Origin of the sequence: Halomonas rhizosphaerae (assembly GCF_030010555.1) — a bacterium.
Classification (GTDB): Bacteria; Pseudomonadota; Gammaproteobacteria; order Pseudomonadales; family Halomonadaceae; genus Halomonas; species Halomonas rhizosphaerae.
Window position 1 is genome coordinate 1 of the sequence record NZ_JASCQP010000028.1, and the last position, 20345, is coordinate 20345.

Sequence of the window (20345 nt, forward strand, 5' to 3'; positions counted from 1 at the left end):
CTGATGTTCATGGACGTGCGGGCGGCGGAGCTGACCAAGTATGCCGCCAACGCCATGCTGGCGACCAAGATCAGCTTCATGAACGAGATCGCCAATCTGGCCGAGCGGCTGGGGGCCGACGTGGAGCAGGTGCGGCGCGGCATCGGCTCGGATCCGCGCATCGGCTACCAGTTCATCTACCCGGGCTGCGGCTATGGCGGCTCCTGCTTCCCCAAGGACGTGCAGGCCCTCGCTCGCACCGCCAGTGACGTGGACTACCAGGCCGAGCTGCTGACCGCGGTGGAGGGCGTGAACCGGCGCCAGAAGCGGACCCTGTTCACCAAGCTGGCCGGGGCCCTCGAGGGGGAACTGGCCGGCAAGACCATCGCCCTGTGGGGCCTGGCCTTCAAGCCCAACACCGACGACATGCGCGACGCGCCCAGCCGTACCCTGATGGAGGCGCTGTGGGAGGCCGGTGCCAAGGTGCAGGCCTACGACCCCGAGGCGATGAAGGAGTGCCGGCGGCTCTATGGCGAGCGCGACGACCTGCTGCTGGCGGGGGATCGCATCCAGGCGGTGAAGGGCGCCGATGCCCTGGTGATCTGCACCGAGTGGAAGGAGTTTCGCAGCGTGGACTTCGCTTGGCTGAAGCAGCAGCTGGCCACGGGGGTGATCGTCGACGGCCGCAACCTCTTCGAGCCGGACGCGGTCAAGGCCGCCGGGCTGCTTTACTTCGCCGAGGGGCGGGGGGAGTCAATCAAAGCATGATGGATACTTCGCATTACGAGCGCCGCCACTCCCGGTGGTATGAACAGCTGCTGTTGGGCCTGCCGTTTCAGCTGTTGGGACTCCTGGTGGTTCTGCTGTTGCCGGGTCTGGAGCGCTGGGGGTGGGAGTTTTGGTTACGGTTGCAGGAAACCCATAGTAATACATTGATTGCGATTGCTTTTTCTTTCATTTCCTCGGTGCTGACGCAACGGCGCATGTCGCGTTTTCCAGGGGCGCATATCGCAGCATACATATTGCCTACCGTGACAAGTATGTTCATGCTCTCGGTGGCTTTTCTGTTTTTCACACGTGAGGGTTACTCGCGTCAGGTGTTGTTCGAGGGGTATCTGCTCACGTTGGTGTGGTGCTTTGGCGGCTATTTTTTGGGGCGACGTTTTCGGCAATTGAAGATTGCCATGGTTCCCTTGGGCGAGGCGTCGAATCTGGCATCGTTAAACGGTATCGATATCCGCCCGCTCCTTGGCCCCAAGTTGGAAGGTGTGCGATATGACGGTGTAGTGGCCGACCTTCGCTCGCCAGAGCTTACCCCCGAGTGGGAACGTTTTCTGGCACGCTGCACGCTCAATCGCATACCCGTTTACCACGTGAAGCAGCTCAGCGAATCGCTTACGGGCCGCGTGCAGATCGATCACCTGGCAGAAAACGAGTTTGGTACCCTGCTGCCCAACCCGCTGTATGCCGGCTTCAAGCGGCTGATTGATATGTTTGCCGTGTTGCTGACTTTGCCGATTACTTTGCCCCTCATGCTGCTGACGGCCATTGCCGTAAAGGTGGATAGCCCCGGGCCAGTGCTGTTCACTCAACAGCGGGTGGGGCAGGGCAACCGCAACTACACCATCTACAAGTTCCGCAGCATGTGTGAGGACTCCGAGAAGGAGGGGGCCCAGTTCGCCCAGGCTGGCGATATGCGCGTGACGCGGGTGGGGCGTGTCATTCGCAAGTCGCGCCTGGACGAGCTACCGCAGTTTATCAATGTGCTCAAGGGCGACATGAGCCTGATCGGCCCCCGGCCGGAGCAGCGCGCCTTCGTGGAACAGTTCGAGGAAGAGATTCCGTTCTACATCTACCGGCATGTCGTCAAGCCCGGTATCAGCGGCTGGGCCCAGGTTGTACAGGGTTATGCCAGCGATGCAGACGATACCCGCGTTAAGGTGCAGCACGACTTCTACTACATCAAGCACTTCTCGCTGTGGTTGGATGTGCTGATCGTGTTCAAGACCCTCAAGACGATCCTGACAGGGTTCGGAGCCAGGTAGACTGCTCTTGTTATTCACTGGAACAAGGCCGCCGGAGCGCTCTGGGTGGCGGCCTTGTCGTTTTTGCCTTTTGCTTTGCGGGATTGGCCTTTACACTGGCGGTGAAATTTTCAAATTAAGAGGATAGCCATGGCCATTCTGGTCACCGGCGGTGCCGGCTATATTGGCTCCCACACCGTGCTGGCCCTTCTAGAGGCCGACGCGGATGTTGTTGTGCTAGACAACTACTGCAACAGTTCTCCTGAGTCGCTGGCACGGGTCGAACAGCTGACAGGGCGAAGCGTCATGCGTGTGGAAGGTGACGTGCGTGACAGGGTGCTGCTGGAGCGCCTGTTTGCTGGCCATGAGATCGAGTCCGTTGTCCATTTTGCTGGGCTGAAAGCGGTGGGGGAGAGCGTTGCAAAGCCGCTGTCCTACTACGAGAACAACGTCTATGGTACCTTGCAGCTGTGCCAAGCCATGGCCGACGCTGGCGTGTTTCGCTTGGTGTTCAGCTCGTCGGCGACGGTCTACGGCGAGCCCGAGACAATGCCGGTTCACGAAGGGCTTCCCACCGGACAGCCGACCAACCCTTATGGCACTTCCAAACTGATGGCCGAACGGGTGATGCAGGATCTTTGTGTGTCGGATGACCGATGGTCGGTGGCGCTGCTTCGCTACTTCAACCCGGTGGGGGCCCATGAGAGCGGCCGCATTGGCGAAGACCCGCGGGGCATTCCCAACAACCTGCTGCCCTATATCAGCCAGGTGGCTGTGGGGCGTCGTGAGAAGCTCTCCATCTATGGCGATGACTACCCAACGCAGGATGGAACCGGAGTACGCGATTACATCCATGTGATGGACCTGGCTGGAGGACACCTTGCCGCTCTGGAGGCCTTGCAGGCTCGCGAGGGCGCTCATGTGTGGAACCTGGGCACGGGGCGGGGGTACTCAGTCATGGAGATGATCCGAGCTTTCGAGAAAGCCTCCGGCAAGCCCGTTCCATACACCGTGGTGCCGCGCCGTCCGGGCGATATTGCACAATGCTGGGCCGATCCCACGAAGGCGGCAAGCGAGCTAGGCTGGAGGGCCGAGCGGGGGCTAGAAACGATGATGGCCGACGCTTGGCGCTGGCAGTTGCTTAACCCACGAGGGTTTTCGACTTAGCGACGTGGTGTCGGCTGACTGGACAGGGCTATCTCGCGATCAAGTTATCGATGCAGCAGGGCACCGCCAACGGAGGTGATATTGCGCCTGTCAAAACCGGCGGTGACCTGGGGGCCTTTACAGCGTGAGAAGAAGACGGTCGGCTTAGTGAATTTCGTCATGATGCCGGATGTGATTACTTCCTTCTCAAGCTCTTGAACTATAACTTTTCTCGGCCGCCTGCTGCATGTTTGGTGTATTTTCCGGCTAGTAGCGTCGCCGTATCATTGTTTGCTCCCCCACACGATGAAGTAGGGGTTCAGGTGCTCTTGGGGCGAAGCGTAGCTGAGCGATTGACCAACCAGTGTCTCTACGCGACCCCCAGCCTGCTCGACCACCGCCTGGGCGGCGCCGGTGTCCCACAGGCAGGTGGGGCCGAGGCGGGGGTGCACATCCGCCGCGCCTTCTGCTATCAGACAGAATTTCAGCGAGCTGCCCATGGGCACCATGTCGTGCTTGCCAAGCTGCTCCAGCCACTCGGCGAGATCCGGGCTGGGATGAGAGCGGCTGCCCACCACGCGCCAGGTGGTGCCCTCGGCGGGCTTGCCGGCGACCTGGATCGGCTGACGCTCGCCGCTGGAATCCACCTTGAAGGCGCCCAGCCCCTCGGCGGCGAGGTAGGAGACCTCCAGCGCCGGGGCGACGACCACGCCGAGCACCGGCTTGCCGGCCTCGATCAACGCGATATTGACGGTGAACTCGCCGTTGCGCTTGATGAACTCCTTGGTGCCGTCCAGCGGGTCGACCAGCCAGTAGCGACCCTCGGCGTCCGCCCCGGCGAAGCCTTCGGTGTTCTCCTCGGAGAGCACCGGAATGCCGCCCGGCAGGGCTTCCAGCCCCCCGACGATGACATCATGGGCGGCCTTGTCGGCCTCGGTCAGCGGGCTCTTGTCCTCTTTCTCCTCGATGGAGAAGTCGCGGGCGTAGACGGCCATGATGGCCTGGCCGGCATCCTTGGCGATGTCGTGGGCTTGGTCCAGGAGTGTTGCAAGATCCATCTTTTGTCTTCCTTTCAGGTTTTAAAGCTTGAAGCTTGAAGCCGGAAGCTGGAAGAAACCCCAAGGCATCATGCTGAGGGGGTATGCCGCAAAGCTGCAGTCTTCCAGCTTCCAGGCGCGAAGCGCCACTCTTCCAGCTTCAAGAGACTATCTGGCGCTCGCGTAGGAGCGCGATGATGGCATCGGCGGCTTCGTCGCTGCTCATCGCCTGGGTCTTGATGTGCAGGTCCGGGGTTTCCGGCGGCTCGTAGGCGGAGTCGATGCCGGTGAAGTTCTTCAGCTCGCCGCGCCGCGCCTTGCGATAGAGCCCCTTGGGATCCCGCTCCTCGGCGACATCCAGCGGGGTGTCGACGAAGACCTCGATGAACTCGCCCTCTTCCACCAGGTCGCGGGCCAGCTGGCGCTCGCTGCGGAAGGGCGAGATGAAGGCGGTCAGCACGATCAGCCCGGCATCGACCATCAGCCTGGCCACCTCGCCCACGCGGCGGATGTTCTCGACGCGATCGGCGTCGGTGAAGCCCAGGTCGCGGTTGAGGCCGTGGCGCACGTTGTCGCCATCCAGCAGGTAGGTGTGCTGGCCGGCGGCGTGCAGCTTCTTCTCCACCAAGTTGGCGATGGTCGACTTGCCGGCGCCGGAGAGGCCGGTGAACCACAGCACCGCGGGCTGCTGGGCCTTGGAGAGGGCGCGCGCCTGCTTGTCGATATCCACGTGCTGCATGTGGATGTTCTGGCTGCGCCGCAGGGCGAAGTGCAGCATGCCGGCGCCGACCGTGTTGTTGGTCATGCGGTCGATGAGGATGAAGCCGCCGGTGTCCTGGCTCTCCTGGTAGGGATCGAAGGCCACGGGCTTGTTGAGGCTCAGCGTACAGATGCCGATGCCGTTCAAGTCCAGCTGCTTGGCCGCGGCGTGCTCCAGGGTGTTCACGTTCACCTGGTACTTGATATCGGTGACGGTGGCCGAGACGGTCTGGGTGCCCAGCTTCATCAGGTAGGGGCGGCCGGGCAGCAGCGGCTGCTCGTGCATCCACACCACGGTGGTCTCGAACTGGTCGGCGGTCTGGCTCGGCTGTTCGACGCCGGAGATGATATCGCCGCGCGAGATATCGATCTCGTCGTTCAGCAGCAGGGTGATGGACTGCCCGGCCACGGCCTCGTCGAGGTCGCCGTCGAAGGTGTAGATCCGCGATACCGTGCTGGTCTTGCCGGAGGGCTGCACGCGGATGGCGTCGCCGGGCTTGACCGTGCCGCTGGTCACCATGCCGGTGAAGCCGCGGAAATCCAGGTTGGGGCGGTTGACCCACTGCACGGGCAGGCGGAAGGGGTCGCGCTGCAGGCGCTCGTCGTCGACTTCCACGGTCTCCAGGTAGGCCATCAGGGTGGGGCCGTGGTACCAGGGCATGTGGTGGCCGTGCTCGATGACGTTGTCGCCCTTGAGCGCCGACATGGGGATGAAGGTGATCGACTCGAGCCCTAACTGCTTGGCGAAGGCCCGGTACTCCTCGACGATCTCGTCATAGCGCTCTTTCGAGTAGTCCACCAGGTCCATCTTGTTGATCGCCACTACCACCTGGCGCATGCCGATCAGCGACATCAGGAAGCTGTGGCGGCGGGTCTGGGTAAGGATGCCGTGACGGGCATCGACCATCAGGATGGCGGCGTCGGCATTGGAGGCGCCGGTCACCATGTTGCGGGTGTACTGCTCGTGCCCCGGGGTGTCGGCAACGATGAACTTGCGCTTGTCGGTGGAGAAGAAGCGATAGGCCACGTCGATGGTGATGCCCTGCTCGCGTTCGGCGGCCAGGCCATCGACCAGCAGGGCGAAGTCCATCTCGCTACCCTGGGTGCCGTACTTCTTCGAGTCTGCTTCGATGGCGGCCAGCTGGTCCTCGAACAGCAGCTTGGACTCGAACAGCAGGCGGCCGATCAGCGTGCTCTTGCCGTCGTCCACGCTGCCGCAGGTGATGAAGCGGAGCAGGCCCTTGTGTTCGTGGGACTTGAGGTAGCCCGCGATATCCTCGGCGATCATGTCGGATGAATGTGCCATGCCAAACCCTTTAGCTATAAGCTGGAAGCTTGAAGCTGGAAGAAATCCCAACCCCGCAGCCTCGCAGCCGATTCATTCGTTGGTGAGCTTGCCGATCAGCCCGGAGAGCATGGCGGCAATCTCCCGTGTTTCCTGTATCCAACGGCTACCACTGGCTTTGTCGATGTAGCCTATGTCGATGCCGATGTAGATCTGTGTTCTCAGCTCGGCGCATGATCCCTTGGCAATCAGCAGAAAATGTCGCTTGTCCTTTGGTGTGCCACGGGTCATGCCTTCCGCGATGTTGCTGGGCACCGAAAGCCCGGAGCGCGTGATCTGGTCCTTGAAGCCGAAATCGCGCAGATCACGCATTGACTTGTATAGCTCCGACGAGAGTCTTGCTGACCGCTTCCACACCTGAAGCTTCTCGAAATCCATCCCCAACTCCTCAGCTCTATAGCTACCTCTGAAGAGTAGGCCAAGAGCCAATGCGGTTTTCTTCCAGCTTCCAGGCGCGAAGCGCCGCTCTTCCAGCTTCCAGCTCTTCTAGGCGCTCCACGCCTAGAAGTACCCCTCTTGCTTCTTCTTCTCCATCGATGCGGCGCTGTCATGGTCGATCACCCGACCCTGGCGCTCGGAGGTATTGGTCAGCAGCATCTCTTGGATGATCGCCGGCAGGGTGTCGGCCTCGGATTCGATGGCGCCGGTCAGCGGGTAGCAGCCCAGGGTGCGGAAGCGCACCTTGCGCATCATCGGCACCTCGCCCGGCTCCAGCGGCATGCGCTCGTCGTCGACCATGATCAAAGCCCCGTCGCGCTCCACCACCGGGCGCTCGGCGGCATAGTAGAGGGGCACGATGGGAATGTCCTGCAGGTAGATGTATTGCCAGATATCCAGCTCGGTCCAATTGGAGAGCGGGAAGACGCGAATTGACTCGCCCTTGTGCTTGCGAGTATTGAACAGCTTCCACAGCTCCGGACGCTGATTCTTCGGGTCCCAACGGTGCTGGGAGGTGCGGAAGGAGAAGATGCGCTCCTTGGCGCGGGACTTCTCCTCGTCGCGACGCGCGCCACCGAAGGCGGCGTCGAAATCGTACTTGTCCAGCGCCTGCTTGAGGCCCTCGGTCTTCATCACGTCGGTGTGGATCGCCGAGCCGTGGGTGAAGGGGTTGATGTCCTTCTCGACGCCCTCGGGGTTGATGTGCACGATCAGGTCCATGCCGATCTCTTCGGCCATGCGGTCGCGGAATTCGTACATGGCCCGGAACTTCCAGCGCGTATCGACGTGCAGCAGCGGGAAGGGGGGCGGGGAGGGCGCGAAGGCCTTGCGCGCCAGGTGCAGCATCACCGCGCTGTCCTTGCCGACGGAGTAGAGCATCACCGGGTTCTCGGTCTCCGAGACCACCTCGCGCATGATCTGGATGCTCTCGGCCTCGAGCCGTTGAAGATGGGTGAGTGTCGTCATCGTCTATCCATGCAAAGGAGTGATTGGGGGCAGCCGCCTCAGCGACCCTTGGGGTCTGACCCCAAGGAAAGGTTCGGTGGTACGTTGATCAGGTGAAACTCGGGGTGATCCGCAAGCCAGGCCTGGATCTCCGGGCTGGCCTGAAATAAGGCGCCTCGGAAGAGCAGGGCGACGGGGGCCTCGGCAGCGAGCCGGTCGAACAGCGCCAGGTAGTCGTCGGCTCGGGGTGGTGATGCCAGGCAGCGGGTGTAGAGGGCGCCACGCTTGCCGTGCAGGTACAGTTGGTAGCGGCGGGGGGCACCCACTGCCGACTTTGCCGGCACCGCCACGCGAACGCCACCCTCCCAACTGCCTCCGCCGGCCTTATGGGTCTGCTCGAGCACTGGTTGCACCTGCTGGCGATACCAGCGGCCGGCGGTGGAGCGCCTGCGCGCCAGGCCGTCCAGCGGCAGCGGGGCCGGCTTGAGGCCCTGGGCCTCAAGCCAGTGCTCGATGGCTCGCGGCGATACCCTGTGTCCTTCGCTCGCCAGTGCATCCGCCAGGGCGCTGCTGCTCCAGGCCGGGTCGGTCGTCTCTGGGTGCGAGGCCAACAGGGCCGTCAAGGTGCCCTGAGCCACTTCACCTAGCCGCTCAGCCTGGCCCACCTTGCGGCCACGCCGGCGTACCGGCACGGCCTCCCAGCCGCCTTGCCGGAAGGCCTTCCAGGCCGCCGATACCGTGGGCGCGGAGAGCCCGGTCTGCCTGGCCACCTCAGCCACGGTATGACCATCCAGACGCAGCCGAACGGCTTCCAGGCGACGCTCGTTCAGCATTTCAGGCGATAAATGTTTAGTGATCAATGATTCACCAACATGTTGACTATAAAAGAAAATATAATGACATGTGAAAAGAGGATAACCCTTGATTCGACATCATCATAAAAGCCCCAGTAGAATCCCACAAGCCGCGAATTCCAACCCGGACCCCTCAAGGACGAGCGATCATGTTGACCTGGGCGGTACTGATCTCCATCGCCGGCCTGCTGACCCTGTTGATTAGCGGGTGGGTGCGTCCGGCCATCGCCTTCGTCAGCCTGGCCGGGGCCTACTTGCTGTTCGGCCTGGTAGACACCGCCACCCTGCTGCGCCAGTACGCTAACCCGGCCTTGGCCACGCTGATGCTGTTGCTGCTGGTCTCACTTGCACTGGAACGTACACCGCTGCTGGACTGGCTTTCCCAGCGCCTGCTTCGCGGCCGGCCGGGAAGTGCTACGGCTCGCCTGATGGGCACCAGTGCCGTGTTATCGGCCTTTCTCAACAACACCGCCGTGGTGGCGGCGTTTCTGGGGGCCATCTCACGTCAGAAGCGAATCGCCCCCTCGCGGCTACTGATCCCGCTGTCCTATGCCTCCATCCTTGGGGGCATGACCACCCTGGTGGGCACCTCCACTAACCTGGTGGTGAACTCCTTCGCCTTGAGTAGTACCGGTGCGGAGCTGGGCATGTTCCAGTTCAGCCTGGTCGGTATCCCGGTAGCCTTGCTTACTTTTGGGGTGCTGCTGTGGCGGGCCCGTTCCTTGCCGCACCGCATGCCTGAGGAAGAGGCCGACAAGCTCTCCTATTTTCTGGCGGCTGACCTTCAGCCGGGTTCCGAGCTGGTCGGACGCAGCATCGAAGAGAATGGGCTGCGCAGCCTGGATGGGCTCTACCTGCTGGAGATTGAGCGGGAGGGACGGTTGATCAGCCCGGTGGGCCCGGAGGAGATCCTGCAAGGGGGCGATACCCTGGTATTCACCGGTGAGGTAAGCAAGGTCCAGGCCTTGCAACGATTCCCGGGCCTCAAGCTGTTTGGTCATCAGGCTGACGCCCTGTTGGCGACCAATCTGGTCGAGGTGGTCATTTCCCACGAGTCCGAACTGGCTGGCAGGACCCTGCAGGAAGTGGACTTTCGCAGCATGTTCAATGCCGGGGTGGTGGGCATCCGTCGTGGCGGCAAGCGCCTGGAAGGCCAGCTCGGGCAGATTCCCCTGCGCACGGGCGACTGCTTGCTGATGGCCGTGGGTAGCGACTTTCGCCAGCATCGCAATCTCGACCGCAACTTCCACCTGCTCAGCGGCAGCCTCACCCGTCCCCAACTCAGCCGCGTGGAGAGTTGGCTGACCCTGGCCGGCTTCATCAGCGTGATCAGTTTGGCCGCCGCCGAGTTGCTGCCGCTCTTCCATGGCCTGCTGTTGCTGATGGCAGGCCTGCTGGCCGGACGCGTGCTCAGCCCGGCCGAGCTGCGCCGCCGCTTTCCCTTCGAGCTGTGGGTCATCATCGGCTCGGCCCTGGCGATCGCCCAGGGGCTGGAGGCCTCCGGGGCCGCCGACCTGCTCGCCGAGGGGATGCAGGGGCTGTTCAGCGGCCATGGCGTCTATGCCGCCTTCATCGGCTGCTATGTCCTGACGCTGCTGCTCACCGAGACGGTGACCAACAACGCCGCGGCGGCGCTGGCCTTCCCCGTGGCCTGGACCACGGCCCAGGCCTTCGGCGTCGACCCCATGCCCTTCATCATGGCGGTGGCCTACGGCGCCAGCGCCTGCTTCCTCATTCCCTACGGCTACCAGACCCACCTGATGGTCTTTTCCCCTGGCCGCTACAGCATGGGCGACTTTCTCCGGGTCGGCCTGCCGGTGAGCCTGACTTATTCCTCCGCCGTACTGTTGCTTACCCCCATGGTGTTTCCCTTCCAAGGTCAGTAAGTGGTGTCACGAGAGATGGTCCGCCCGCCGTTTCTCGTTCTTCTGGGTTTAGCTGGTGCAGGGGAGGTTGCACCCAGACGCCGAGGCCGCCATCATGCCGCCTCCTTGAATCTTAGTGAGTGGCGTTTGCAGTGAAGCCCCCCCTTTCCCTTCTCGACCCCGGCGGATCATCTGCCTCCTGGACCTCCCCCCTCTGGTTATGTTGGCTCGGCCTTGGGTGCGCGCTGCTCTATTCCGGGCTGCGCCTCGTCGCCCCCGAGATCGGGGAAAAGGCCGGCACCCTGATGGCCTTGACGGGGTTGTTTGCCGTGCTGCGCTGGGGGCAGGGCATCCGCAATGGCGCGGCGCTGTGGCTGCTGCTGGCGGCAGTGGTGGTGCAGGTGGTCTCCTGGGTGGCGGGTTATCTGCATCATCCCGACTGGATGACCGACAACCCCCAGGTCGACCGGCTGGCCAAGTGGTTCCTGTTCATCGGCCTGGCCTGGTGGCTGGGGGGCAGCACGCGCGCCACCCTGCTGGCCTGGTGCCTGGGGCTCGCCGGGCTGATAGTGATTGTCTCCTGGCACGAGGGCAGCCTGCAGCAGTGGCAGCGTGGGCTGCAGGGCATGCGTGTAGATTTCGATATTCGCAATGCCCAGCACCCTGCGATGTTTTTCGGCACCGGCCTGCTCGGGCTGGTGTGCTTCGCCGGGCGCTGCTGGCGGGGGCAGGGTGCCCTGGTCTGGATGAGGCGCCTGCTGTGGTCGCTTGCCCTGGCGGTGTTCGGGGTGGGTATCGTGGTCACCCAGACGCGTGCCGTCTGGCTGGCGATGCTGGTGGTGCTGCCGCTGCTGCCGGTGTTGGCCTGGTGGGGGGCAGGGCGCCGGCTGCCGCGGCAGGCCTGGCTGGGCCTGGCCGCCGCGGCCCTGGTGATCGTGGCCGGGGCATTGACCTTCCATGAGCCGGTGATCAAGCGCCTGGCCGCCGAGAATCGCATCATCGCCCAGGCGATGGAGGGCGACTGGAAGTCGATTCCCTACAGCAGCGTGGGCAACCGGCTGCTGACCTGGCGGGCCTCGCTGGACTGGATCGCCGAGCGGCCGCTGGTGGGCTGGGGCGAGGAGGGGCGCAGCCTGGTCATCGAGCACACCGACTGGCTGCCGGACGCGACGCGTGACCGTTATGGCCATCTGCACAATACCTTTCTGGAGCTGCTGGTGAGTTACGGCGTGCTGGGTCTGGCGGTGGTGCTGGCGCTGATCGCCTGGATCGGCCTGGGCACCTGGCAGGCCTGGCGAGCGGGAATCATGCCGGGCGACATGGCGCTGTTCGGCGCGGGCTTCTTCGTGTTCTACGCCATCGTCAGCCAGTTCGAATCCTATGGCACCTTCTGGACGGGCGCCTATGTGCAGAACCTGGTGGCCGGTGGGTTGGTCACCCATATCTGGCGCTGGCAGGTGGAGAGCGGCCAGCGGGTCTTTCCTGTCTTCCGCAGGGAGGCCTGATGCGCACCCTGGTGGTGGTCCGCTCGCTGAAGATGGGGGGCATGGAGCGGGTGGCGGTGAACCTGGCCGATGCCTTCGCCCAGGCGGGGCACGAGAGTCACCTGCTGAGCTTCCGGCGAATGGAGGCGCCGCTGGCGCCGGAACACCCCGAGGTAGGGCAGCATCATCTGGCGCTGCGCTGGTGGACCCGGCTGACGGGAGTAGGCCTGGTGCTGGAACTGCTGGTGCGGCTGTTCGTGAACCCGGTGGTGAAGCGCTCGCTGTTCCTTGGTACCGGCATCATGGGGGGACTGGTATTCCGGCTCTGGCTCAGGGCCTTCGAGCGCCGCCATGGGCGGGTGGACCGCATCATCTTCCGCGGCGTGGGGACCTTCGAGCTGGTGTGGACCTTCCGGGACGACCGGGCGCGCTACGTGCTGGAGAACATCCTGCATGTGGGTGACACCAACTGGCGCCGCCGGCTGTTCGCGCGCTGTCTCTATCAGGGGCGGCACCTGGTGACGGTGACCCAGGGGGTGGCCGAGAGCGTGCGGGAGGCGATGGCGGTGTGGCACTTCGAGCCGGCCTCGCTCGAGGTGATCGTCAACCCCTGCCCAGTCGAGAGCATTCGCCGGCAGATGCGGGAGCCCGAACCCGACCTGCCCGAGGGGCCCTATATCGTCAACGTGGCGCGCATGGTGCCGGCCAAGGACCAGGCCCTGCTGCTGCGCGCCTATGCCCGTTCCGGGGTTGAACTCCCCCTGGTGCTGGTGGGCGATGGCCGTGAACGGGGCCGGCTCGAGGCCCTGGCGAGAGAGCTGGGAATCGCCGAGCGAGTGCGCTTCGCCGGCCAGCGTGCCAATCCCTACCCCTGGATGCACCATGCCCGCTTGTTCGTGCTCAGCTCGCGCTTCGAGGGCATGGGGATCGTGCTGTTCGAGGCACTGGCCTGCGGCACCCCGGTGCTCAGCGTGGACTGCCCGGGGGGCATTCGCGAGATCCTCAAGGGCGAGTTGGCGAGCTCTGTGGTGGCACACGATGAAGAGAGCCTTGCCGAGGGTATTCGCATGGCCGTGCTGGGCGAGAAGCCGCCGATCGAGGAGCGCTGGCTGGATAACTTCCGGCCCGAGACGGTGGCGAGGCGTTTCGTTGCGCAGAGGGGGCAGGGTGAACCATGAGGCAGCTGCTCACCATGCCCCCCGGAGGCGACCCGGCGTTTGCGCCGCTGGCTGATTCCCGGATGTACTGGCCCGTGCAGCGGGCCCGCCTGCAATGGGCGGTGCGCGATGCCTTCCAGTCGTTCGTGGGCATCCCCCTGGAGCGGTTGCTGTTCAACGCATGGTCGCACGGCCTGCCCGGTGCCGCCCAGGTCGAAAGGCTCGGTCTCTCGCGGCGGGTCATCGAGCGGGAGCTGGGTAGTGGGCTCGTGGCCCGCGTGAACCCACGCCAGTTGATCCGCAGCACCCACTGGCGGGGGGTGCCCAAGCATCGGCGCCCTTCGGCCACGGCGTTCATCTGGGATGGCCGCTGGGACCTGCGGCGGGGTGACCTGCGCCAGGGGTCGCGCTATCGCTTCATCAGTGACCTGGACGAGCATCGCCACGACCTGACCGGCAGCGAGGCGTTTCGGTACTACAAGGCGCAATTGGAGGCGGGCAGGCCCTGGCGCTCCCACCAGAAGGGCGTGCTGCTGGACAGCGAAGCGCGCATCCTGGCCTATCTGGGCGTGTACTTGAGCTTCATGGACGACATGGCCGCGCGCGGCTTCGATGCCTGGCGTGGCAAGGATGCTTTGGGCGTGGCGGTCACCCGGGAAGGGCGCCTGCTCAAGATCAACCGTGGCCTGCACCGTCTGGCCATGGCGCAGCGGGTGGGGCTCGATTCCGTACCTGTTACCGTCAAGGCCGTGCACCGGCAGTGGTGGCATGAGGTCACGGCGGGTACGACCGGCAGAGCGGCCCTGGAGGAGGTAACCGCGGCGTTGGCGACATGCACGCCGGAAACCGAGCCCGGCGCGCTGGATCCGCTGGACTCGCCGGACGACTTCACTTGGCCTTCCCCATGAACCTGCACTCCTGCAAGACATTGATTCAGGCTGAGGCCTTCAGGCCCGGGCAGCGCTGGGCCTGGTGGCGTCTTGTCCGTCAGCTGCACTTCGGCAAGCCGGCCAGCCGGGTCGTGACGCGCCTGCGGTTGGCGCAGTGGTTGCTGCATGCCGGCGCCAGGGGGCTGGCCCGATGGCTGTTCAACGGCCTGGCGATCCGGTTCGGTATTTATGTGGGGCCCAGGACCGTGATCGGGGCAGGGCTGCACTTTTCCCATCCGACCTCGGTGGTGATTGGTGATTGACTGGTACTGGGCAAGAGCTGTCGGCTTTACCAGCAGGTAACCCTGGCGGGGGGCGTCGAAAATGCGGTGGTCAACCGACCCTTCGGTGACGGTGTGGTGCTGGCCGGGGTGCTGGCACGCGTCATCAACACGGTGGGTGATGACCGGCCAGGCTCATCGACCTGGCTGGATGACCAGTACGATCATGGTTGAGAGCGAGGGGATCTGCCGCTGGGGTCCCTATTCCATCAGCTCCCGGTAGGCGGCAGCCACCGTTTGCGGCAGGTAGGGGGCAATATGCTCGTGCCTGATGGTGGGCGGGTGGTCGGTGATATCGCGGATCGCTCTCCCGAAGGCCTGCGTATCCTCGAGGGGGACAAGTCCCCGGGCCAGCTCGCCCACGAGGATATCCCGCGGGCCCGAGAGGCAGTCGGTACTGACGACCGGGGTGTCGCAGGCGAGGGATTCCAGCAACACGTTGGGAAGGCCCTCATAGTCCGAGGAGAGCAGGAGCACGCTTGCTCGCCGCATATAGGGGTAGGGGTTGTTACGCCCCCCCAGTGCCCGGACCCGATCCTGCAAGCCCAGGCGGATCACCTCCTGCTGGAGGCGTTCGTCCTCCCCGTCACCGATCAGGACCAGTGGCAGGTCGACACCGCTGGCAAGATAGCCTTCCAGCAGGCGATCCAGGCGCTTCTGCCGGAAGTTGAGACGCCCGACAAAGAGGCAGAAGTCGGTGTCCTGAAGCTCTGGCTCGGCGATTCTTGCCTGCATGAGCCGGTGAATGTTCTCCACCTGAAGCACATTGGGAATGACCCGTGTCGCCTGGGGCTGGCTGCCGATGCGCTCGAGCGATTCCAGGTTGGTGCGTGAAAGGGCAATGATGCGCTTGCTGTCATAGAGCCGGCGGACCTTATGGCGCTTGATTCCCCGTCGCCAGCCTCGCTTGTTCGACAGCAGCTCTTGCCACGGGTCGGAGCGGATGCAGTACCAGGCCTGCTTCGCCAGTGTTGATCGACTGACGACCTGATGTGCCTGGTGCAGGTTCGCGACCACGAGGTCGAATGGCGTCTCCTGGCGGGCCAGGAAGTCATCGAACCGCCTGGCATGGAGCTGGTAGCGGCGAAGCTTCTCCCAGCGGTTCGCTGACGTGAAGGGGACGACATGCCACTCGGCGCCTTCCGGGATCGGCAGGCCTACTCGGTCCGACAACGAGATCAATGACACCCTGATATGGCTATCAAGCAGGGCACGAGTCAGCTTGAGGACGGAACGGGGGGCTCCGCCGCTGGCCAGTTGATCGATGACAAGGAGGACATGCGGCATGTCGAAAGGGTACCTAGGGGCTTCAGGTGGAACAGTAACCTTAGCGTGAGGTAAGGCCACCGGGCGACGTAATACTTGGCTTCAGCGAGTCGGTAAGGATATGCGCCAACGGATGGAGGTTTTCATCCCGTGGGGCGTTGATGGTATGACTCCTTGATGCAGCGCTCGGCGAACGCCTGGTAGCGAGCGCCCCTGAGCTTTTTCACCGTCAACGATTGCTTCAGCGCCGGCCATTGGTCGGCGCTTTTCGTTGGTAGCCGGCGCAGGTGGGCGTCGATCCAGACGATGTTCCCGTCCCGGTCGATCAGCAGGTTGTTGTAGTGCAGGTCGCGATGGACGTAGCCGGCACGGGCGAGCTGCATGACCTCCCGGCAGAAGCGCTCCAGGAATGCCTGTCGACCCTCTTCGTCCAGGGCGTCGAAGACCTCGCCGCCGGGCCGGGCGGCTTGCATATGTTCCATCAGGAGCAAGGAGGCGTTGCGGTTGCCGGGGTTGAGCGAAATACCCCAGCCGTGGCAGCGGGGCGTCTGCAGGCCGGCACGGCGCAGGATCCTCAGGTTCAGGAACTCCTTGCGGGCGTCTGACTGGGCCAGCCAGCGCTTCTCCAGGTAGTCACGCAGCAGCCACTTGAGTGGCGCCTGGCGCTTGCTGAACTTGTCCGGCACCACCTTGGCGAGGATCTGCCGGTCGGCGGAGAGGAAGAAGTGGCTGCTGCCCACGGCCTCGAAGGCCGCGGTAGTGGTGGTACTGGCCAGGGCCAGCCGGTCCGGCAGGCCATCCGGGTGGAAGACCAGGTAGCGCCGTCGGCGGTCATCGAAGGGGATATCCAGCAGCTTCACATCATGTCCTGATTACTCGATCCTGATCACAGCGCCTCGAACTGAGGCAACACGCTTTCCTTGAGGAACGGCCGGTAGTGGCGTTCCTCGATCTCGATGGGGGCCTGGTCCATGCGCGCGATCGCATCGGCCAGGCCCTTTTCGTTTTCCGGGGCCACCAGGAAGTCGGCGAGCTCCTGGGTGAGGATCTCCTTCGGCCCGCTGGGGCAATCGACGCTGATCACCGGGGTATGCAGCAGCAACGCCTCGATCAGCACGCGGGGCAGGCCCTCGGCATCCGAGGTGAGGAGCATCGCCTTGGCGGCGGCGATCCAGGGATAGGGATTTTTGTGGTAGCCGGCGAAGGTGACCCGCTCCTCCAGGCCGAGCTCGGCGACCTGGCGACGGATGGCGGCCTCGTGTTCGGGCTTGCCCTTGCCCATGATCACCAGCGGGGTGGCCACGCCGCTCTCGGCATAGGCGCGCAGCAGGCGGTCGTGGCGCTTGCGGGGCTCCAGCGCGGCCACGCAGAGGAAGAACTCGCCGTCGGGCAGCTCAGTGGGTTCCGCGGCCATCGCGACGAAGGGGGCCCGCTCGTAGGGGTTGTAGATGGCAAGTATCCGTTGGGCTTCCAGCCCCACCACGTGCTCGAGGTTCTCCTTCACGCCGTGGGAGACGGCGATGACCTGCCGGCCGCCATAGAAGCGGCGCACCTTGTCGAAGGCCCGGTCGCGCTTCTTCGGGTCGCTGAACTTGGCCGAGACATCGGACTTCAGCCAGAAGTAGAGGTTGGGGTGGCGGATATGGCGGGTGATGCGATCGCAGGCGCAGGAGATCACCACGTCCGGCCGCCAGGCTTCCAGCGCCCGGGCGATCTTCCGCGCCTGCCACTTCTCGGTGAGCACCGTGGTGGTGGCCTTGGTGAAGGGGGTGACCACGCCGAGGTTCTCGATCGTGAGCCCTTCCGGGATGCGGTGCTCGATGCGCTCGCGCAGGGTGAAGACGATGACCGCGTGGCCGCGCTGGCGCAGCTGGTCGGCGGTGTAGAGCAGCGACTTCTCGGCACCGCCGCCGTAGAGGTCGGCGATGACGAAGGCGAAGCGTTTGGGGGCCATTGGTGATCTGATCCCTTGGCTGGTAAATCTGCGCAAGGCTACCACAGTGGGTCGGGCAAGTGGCGGGGACGCGGGCGCCTTACGATTGCGTTACAATCCAGGGCACGCGACGCAGGGAAACATTATGAAGCTTCTGATTACCGGCATGGCCGGGTTCATCGGCCACGCCGTTGCTCGGCGCCTGGCCGGCGATGGCCATGAGATCGTCGGCATCGACAATCTCAACGACTACTACGATGTATCGCTGAAGCAGGCGCGGCTCGATGACCTCGCCGATTGCGAGAACGTGCAGTTCATCCGGCTGGACCTGGCCGACCGCGCGGGCATGGCCGCGCTCTTTGCCGAGCATCGCTTCGATCGCGTGGTGCATCTGGCCGCCCAGGCCGGGGTGCGTTACTCGCTGGAGAACCCGCATGCCTATGCCGACAGCAACCTGGTGGGGCACCTGAACGTGCTGGAGGGCTGCCGGCACCAGGGGGTCGAGCACCTGGTCTATGCCTCGTCGAGCTCCATCTATGGCATGAACGACCGGGTGCCCTTTGCCACCTCGGATGCCGTGGACCATCCCATCAGCCTCTACGCGGCCACCAAGAAGGCCAACGAGCTGATGGCGCATACCTATTCGCACCTCTATGACCTGCCGACCACCGGGCTGCGCTTCTTCACGGTCTACGGGCCCTGGGGACGCCCGGACATGGCGATGTTCAAGTTCACCCGGGCGGTGCTGGCCGGCGAGCCGATCCCGGTCTACAACCATGGCGAGATGGAGCGGGACTTCACCTATATCGATGACATCGTCGAGGGGGTCGTGCGGGTGCTCGAGCGTGTCCCCCAGCCGAACCCACAGTGGCAGGCCAGCGAGGCGGGCCCCGACAGCTCCAGTGCGCCCTATGCGCTCTATAATATCGGTCATGGCAGCCCGGTCTCGCTGATGGGGTTCATCCGTTCGGTGGAAGCGGCCACCGGGCGTGAGGCGATCTGCGACTTCCAGCCCATGCAGCCGGGCGACGTGCCCCGCACCTGGGCGGATACCCAGGCCCTGTTCGATGCCACGGGCTACCGGCCCCGGGTGGGCGTGGAAGAGGGCGTGAGGCGGTTCGTGGAGTGGTATCGGGCGTATTATGGGGGTTAGGGATATGGGTTGCGACAAGTGTCGGGCAACGTTGGGAAGGACATGCATCGCGGTGCAAGCACCGCTCCTACAGGGCCCCTGCACTTTGTAGGAGCACTGCTTGCAGCGCGAAGGGGGTATCGGGCCATCGCCGTGCAAGTCGAGCCGTCGAACCGACGGCTCCCACAAGCCGAATCGCGCTGGGAGAAGGCGTCATCTTCTTGTAGGAGCGGTGCTCGCACCGCGAAGGGGTGTCGGGCCATCGCCGTGCTAGCACGGCTCCCACAAGACGGCACCCACCGAACAGAACAGCTGAACAGGACAGATCGGGAGACAGGGAATGAAGATCACCATTTTTGGAACGGGTTATGTGGGGCTGGTGACCGGCACCTGCCTGGCCGACGTGGGCCACGACGTGCTGTGCATGGACGTGGACGCCGACAAGATCGCGCGCCTAGAGGGCGGCGAGATCCCCATCTTCGAGCCGGGACTCGAGTCGATGGTCAAGGATAACGTGGAGGCGGGTCGGCTGCGCTTCACCACCGATCCGGCCGAGGCGGTGGCGTTCGGCACTCTGCAGTTCATCGCCGTGGGCACGCCGCCCGACGAGGACGGCAGCGCCGATCTCACGTACGTGCTGGCGGTGGCCGAGACCATCGGCAAGCACATGGCGGACTACAAGGTCATCGTCGACAAGTCCACCGTGCCGGTGGGCACCGCCGACCGGGTGCGCGAGACCGTGGCCGGAGCGCTCCAGGCCCGTGGCGCGGCGATTGACTTCGATGTCTGCTCCAACCCGGAATTCCTCAAGGAGGGGGCGGCCATCGAGGACTTCACCCACGGGGCCCGGATCATCGTGGGTACCGAGTCGGAGCGGGTGAAGACGCTGATGCGCGAGTGCTATGCCCCCTACATTCGCCTGCACGACAAGCTGATGTTCATGGACGTGCGGGCGGCGGAGCTGACCAAGTATGCCGCCAACGCCATGCTGGCGACCAAGATCAGCTTCATGAACGAGATCGCCAACCTGGCCGAGCGGCTGGGGGCCGACGTGGAGCAGGTGCGTCGCGGCATCGGCTCGGACCCGCGCATCGGCTACCAGTTCATCTACCCCGGTTGCGGCTATGGCGGCTCCTGTTTCCCCAAGGACGTGCAGGCCCTGGCCCGCACCGCCAGCGACGTGGACTACCAGGCCGAGCTGCTGACCGCGGTGGAGGGCGTGAACCGGCGCCAGAAACAGACCCTGTTCACCAAGCTGGCCGGGGCCTTCGAGGGGCAGTTTGCCGGCAGGACCATCGCCCTGTGGGGCCTGGCCTTCAAGCCCAACACCGACGACATGCGCGACGCGCCCAGCCGCACCCTGATGGAGGCGCTGTGGCAGGCCGGTGCCAAGGTGCAGGCCTATGACCCCGAGGCGATGAAGGAGTGCCGGCGGCTCTATGGCGAGCGCGACGACCTGCTGCTGGCGGGGGATCGTATCCAGGCGGTGAAGGGCGCCGATGCCCTGGTGATCTGTACCGAGTGGAAGGAGTTTCGCACCCTGGACTTCGCCTGGCTGAAGCAACAGCTGGCCACGGGGGTGATCGTCGACGGCCGCAACCTCTTCGAGCCGGAGGCGGTTAAAGCCGCCGGGCTGCGCTACTTCGCCGTGGGGCGGGGGGAGTCGCTCGCCGTGGAGCGGGGCGATACCTGAGATAACGATCCCTTGGCAGGGCGACTTGGGCGATCAAGGATCCGGACCGACCCAAGCGCCCCGTCAGGTTTTCGCGAT

Annotated in this window: 19 protein-coding genes; 11 read left to right on the plus strand and 8 right to left on the minus strand. The window is 64.3% G+C overall.

The window, feature by feature from the left end:
- The 3 genes from QLQ83_RS12180 to galE all read left to right on the plus strand — a co-directional run.
- Window positions 1–747: UDP-glucose dehydrogenase family protein (locus QLQ83_RS12180; RefSeq protein WP_282735792.1), on the plus strand; the 747-nt coding region annotated here is incomplete at its 5' end.
- The gene (locus tag QLQ83_RS12185; RefSeq protein WP_282735793.1) at window positions 744–2024 is read left to right on the plus strand and encodes a sugar transferase; all 1281 of its coding nucleotides are present in this window, start codon (window positions 744–746) and stop codon (window positions 2022–2024) included. The genes QLQ83_RS12180 and QLQ83_RS12185, both read left to right, overlap by 4 nt.
- A 129-nt stretch (window positions 2025–2153) precedes the next feature.
- Entirely contained in the window at window positions 2154–3170 is a 1017-nt protein-coding gene (gene galE / locus QLQ83_RS12190) for a UDP-glucose 4-epimerase GalE (protein WP_282735794.1), read from the plus strand.
- A 263-nt stretch (window positions 3171–3433) separates the two neighbouring features.
- Here the strand turns inward: galE and cysQ are convergent, their stop codons facing one another.
- From cysQ to QLQ83_RS12215, 5 genes are all read right to left on the minus strand, one after another.
- Window positions 3434–4207, minus strand: a complete 774-nt coding sequence (cysQ, locus tag QLQ83_RS12195; RefSeq protein ID WP_282735795.1) for a 3'(2'),5'-bisphosphate nucleotidase CysQ — start codon at window positions 4205–4207, stop codon at window positions 3434–3436.
- A gap of 139 nt (window positions 4208–4346) precedes the next feature.
- On the minus strand, window positions 4347–6251 hold the full coding sequence (gene cysN / locus QLQ83_RS12200) for a sulfate adenylyltransferase subunit CysN (protein ID WP_282735796.1): 1905 nt from the start codon (window positions 6249–6251) through the stop codon (window positions 4347–4349).
- A gap of 72 nt (window positions 6252–6323) precedes the next feature.
- On the minus strand, window positions 6324–6668 hold the full coding sequence (locus tag QLQ83_RS12205) for a four helix bundle protein (protein WP_282735797.1): 345 nt from the start codon (window positions 6666–6668) through the stop codon (window positions 6324–6326).
- 123 nt (window positions 6669–6791) lie between these two features.
- A complete protein-coding gene (cysD, locus tag QLQ83_RS12210; RefSeq protein ID WP_282735798.1) occupies window positions 6792–7694 on the minus strand; it encodes a sulfate adenylyltransferase subunit CysD in 903 nt (300 codons plus the stop codon).
- Between the two features lie 38 nt (window positions 7695–7732).
- Window positions 7733–8506 (minus strand): helix-turn-helix domain-containing protein, encoded by a 774-nt coding sequence (locus tag QLQ83_RS12215; RefSeq protein ID WP_411971134.1) that lies wholly within the window; start codon window positions 8504–8506, stop codon window positions 7733–7735.
- A gap of 170 nt (window positions 8507–8676) precedes the next feature.
- On the opposite strand from QLQ83_RS12215, the gene QLQ83_RS12220 reads away from it, so the two are divergent.
- The 6 genes from QLQ83_RS12220 (at window position 8677) to QLQ83_RS12245 (ending at window position 14417) form a co-directional block, all read left to right on the plus strand.
- Window positions 8677–10413 carry an SLC13 family permease gene (locus tag QLQ83_RS12220; protein ID WP_282735800.1) on the plus strand — a complete coding sequence of 579 codons (1737 nt, stop codon included), beginning with the start codon at window positions 8677–8679 and terminating at the stop codon, window positions 10411–10413.
- Window positions 10414–10544: 131 nt separating this feature from the next.
- On the plus strand, window positions 10545–11897 hold the full coding sequence (locus QLQ83_RS12225; RefSeq protein WP_282735801.1) for an O-antigen ligase family protein: 1353 nt from the start codon (window positions 10545–10547) through the stop codon (window positions 11895–11897).
- Entirely contained in the window at window positions 11897–13054 is a 1158-nt protein-coding gene (locus QLQ83_RS12230; RefSeq protein WP_282735802.1) for a glycosyltransferase, read from the plus strand. The genes QLQ83_RS12225 and QLQ83_RS12230 overlap by 1 nt, the downstream gene beginning before the upstream one ends.
- Window positions 13051–13941: a hypothetical protein gene (locus QLQ83_RS12235; protein WP_282735803.1), complete on the plus strand. Its 891-nt coding sequence runs from the start codon at window positions 13051–13053 to the stop codon at window positions 13939–13941. Before QLQ83_RS12230 ends, QLQ83_RS12235 begins: the two co-directional genes overlap by 4 nt.
- The gene (locus tag QLQ83_RS12240; protein WP_282735804.1) at window positions 13938–14225 is read left to right on the plus strand and encodes a hypothetical protein; all 288 of its coding nucleotides are present in this window, start codon (window positions 13938–13940) and stop codon (window positions 14223–14225) included. The genes QLQ83_RS12235 and QLQ83_RS12240 overlap by 4 nt, the downstream gene beginning before the upstream one ends.
- A gap of 66 nt (window positions 14226–14291) precedes the next feature.
- Entirely contained in the window at window positions 14292–14417 is a 126-nt protein-coding gene (locus QLQ83_RS12245; protein WP_282735805.1) for a hypothetical protein, read from the plus strand.
- Window positions 14418–14444: 27 nt separating this feature from the next.
- Here QLQ83_RS12245 and QLQ83_RS12250 read toward each other — a convergent pair whose 3' ends face one another.
- The 3 genes from QLQ83_RS12250 to QLQ83_RS12260 form a co-directional block, all read right to left on the minus strand.
- On the minus strand, window positions 14445–15530 hold the full coding sequence (locus QLQ83_RS12250) for a glycosyltransferase (protein WP_282735806.1): 1086 nt from the start codon (window positions 15528–15530) through the stop codon (window positions 14445–14447).
- 122 nt (window positions 15531–15652) lie between these two features.
- Window positions 15653–16369, minus strand: a complete 717-nt coding sequence (locus tag QLQ83_RS12255; protein WP_282735807.1) for a lipopolysaccharide kinase InaA family protein — start codon at window positions 16367–16369, stop codon at window positions 15653–15655.
- A 26-nt stretch (window positions 16370–16395) separates the two neighbouring features.
- Entirely contained in the window at window positions 16396–17463 is a 1068-nt protein-coding gene (locus tag QLQ83_RS12260) for a glycosyltransferase (RefSeq protein ID WP_282735808.1), read from the minus strand.
- A 124-nt stretch (window positions 17464–17587) separates the two neighbouring features.
- Here QLQ83_RS12260 and QLQ83_RS12265 point away from each other — a divergent pair, with 124 nt between their 5' ends.
- Both QLQ83_RS12265 and QLQ83_RS12270 read left to right on the plus strand, forming a co-directional pair.
- Window positions 17588–18595 carry an NAD-dependent epimerase gene (locus QLQ83_RS12265; RefSeq protein ID WP_282735809.1) on the plus strand — a complete coding sequence of 336 codons (1008 nt, stop codon included), beginning with the start codon at window positions 17588–17590 and terminating at the stop codon, window positions 18593–18595.
- 319 nt (window positions 18596–18914) lie between these two features.
- Entirely contained in the window at window positions 18915–20267 is a 1353-nt protein-coding gene (locus tag QLQ83_RS12270) for a UDP-glucose dehydrogenase family protein (protein ID WP_282735810.1), read from the plus strand.
- The last annotated feature ends 78 nt before the right edge of the window (window positions 20268–20345 follow it).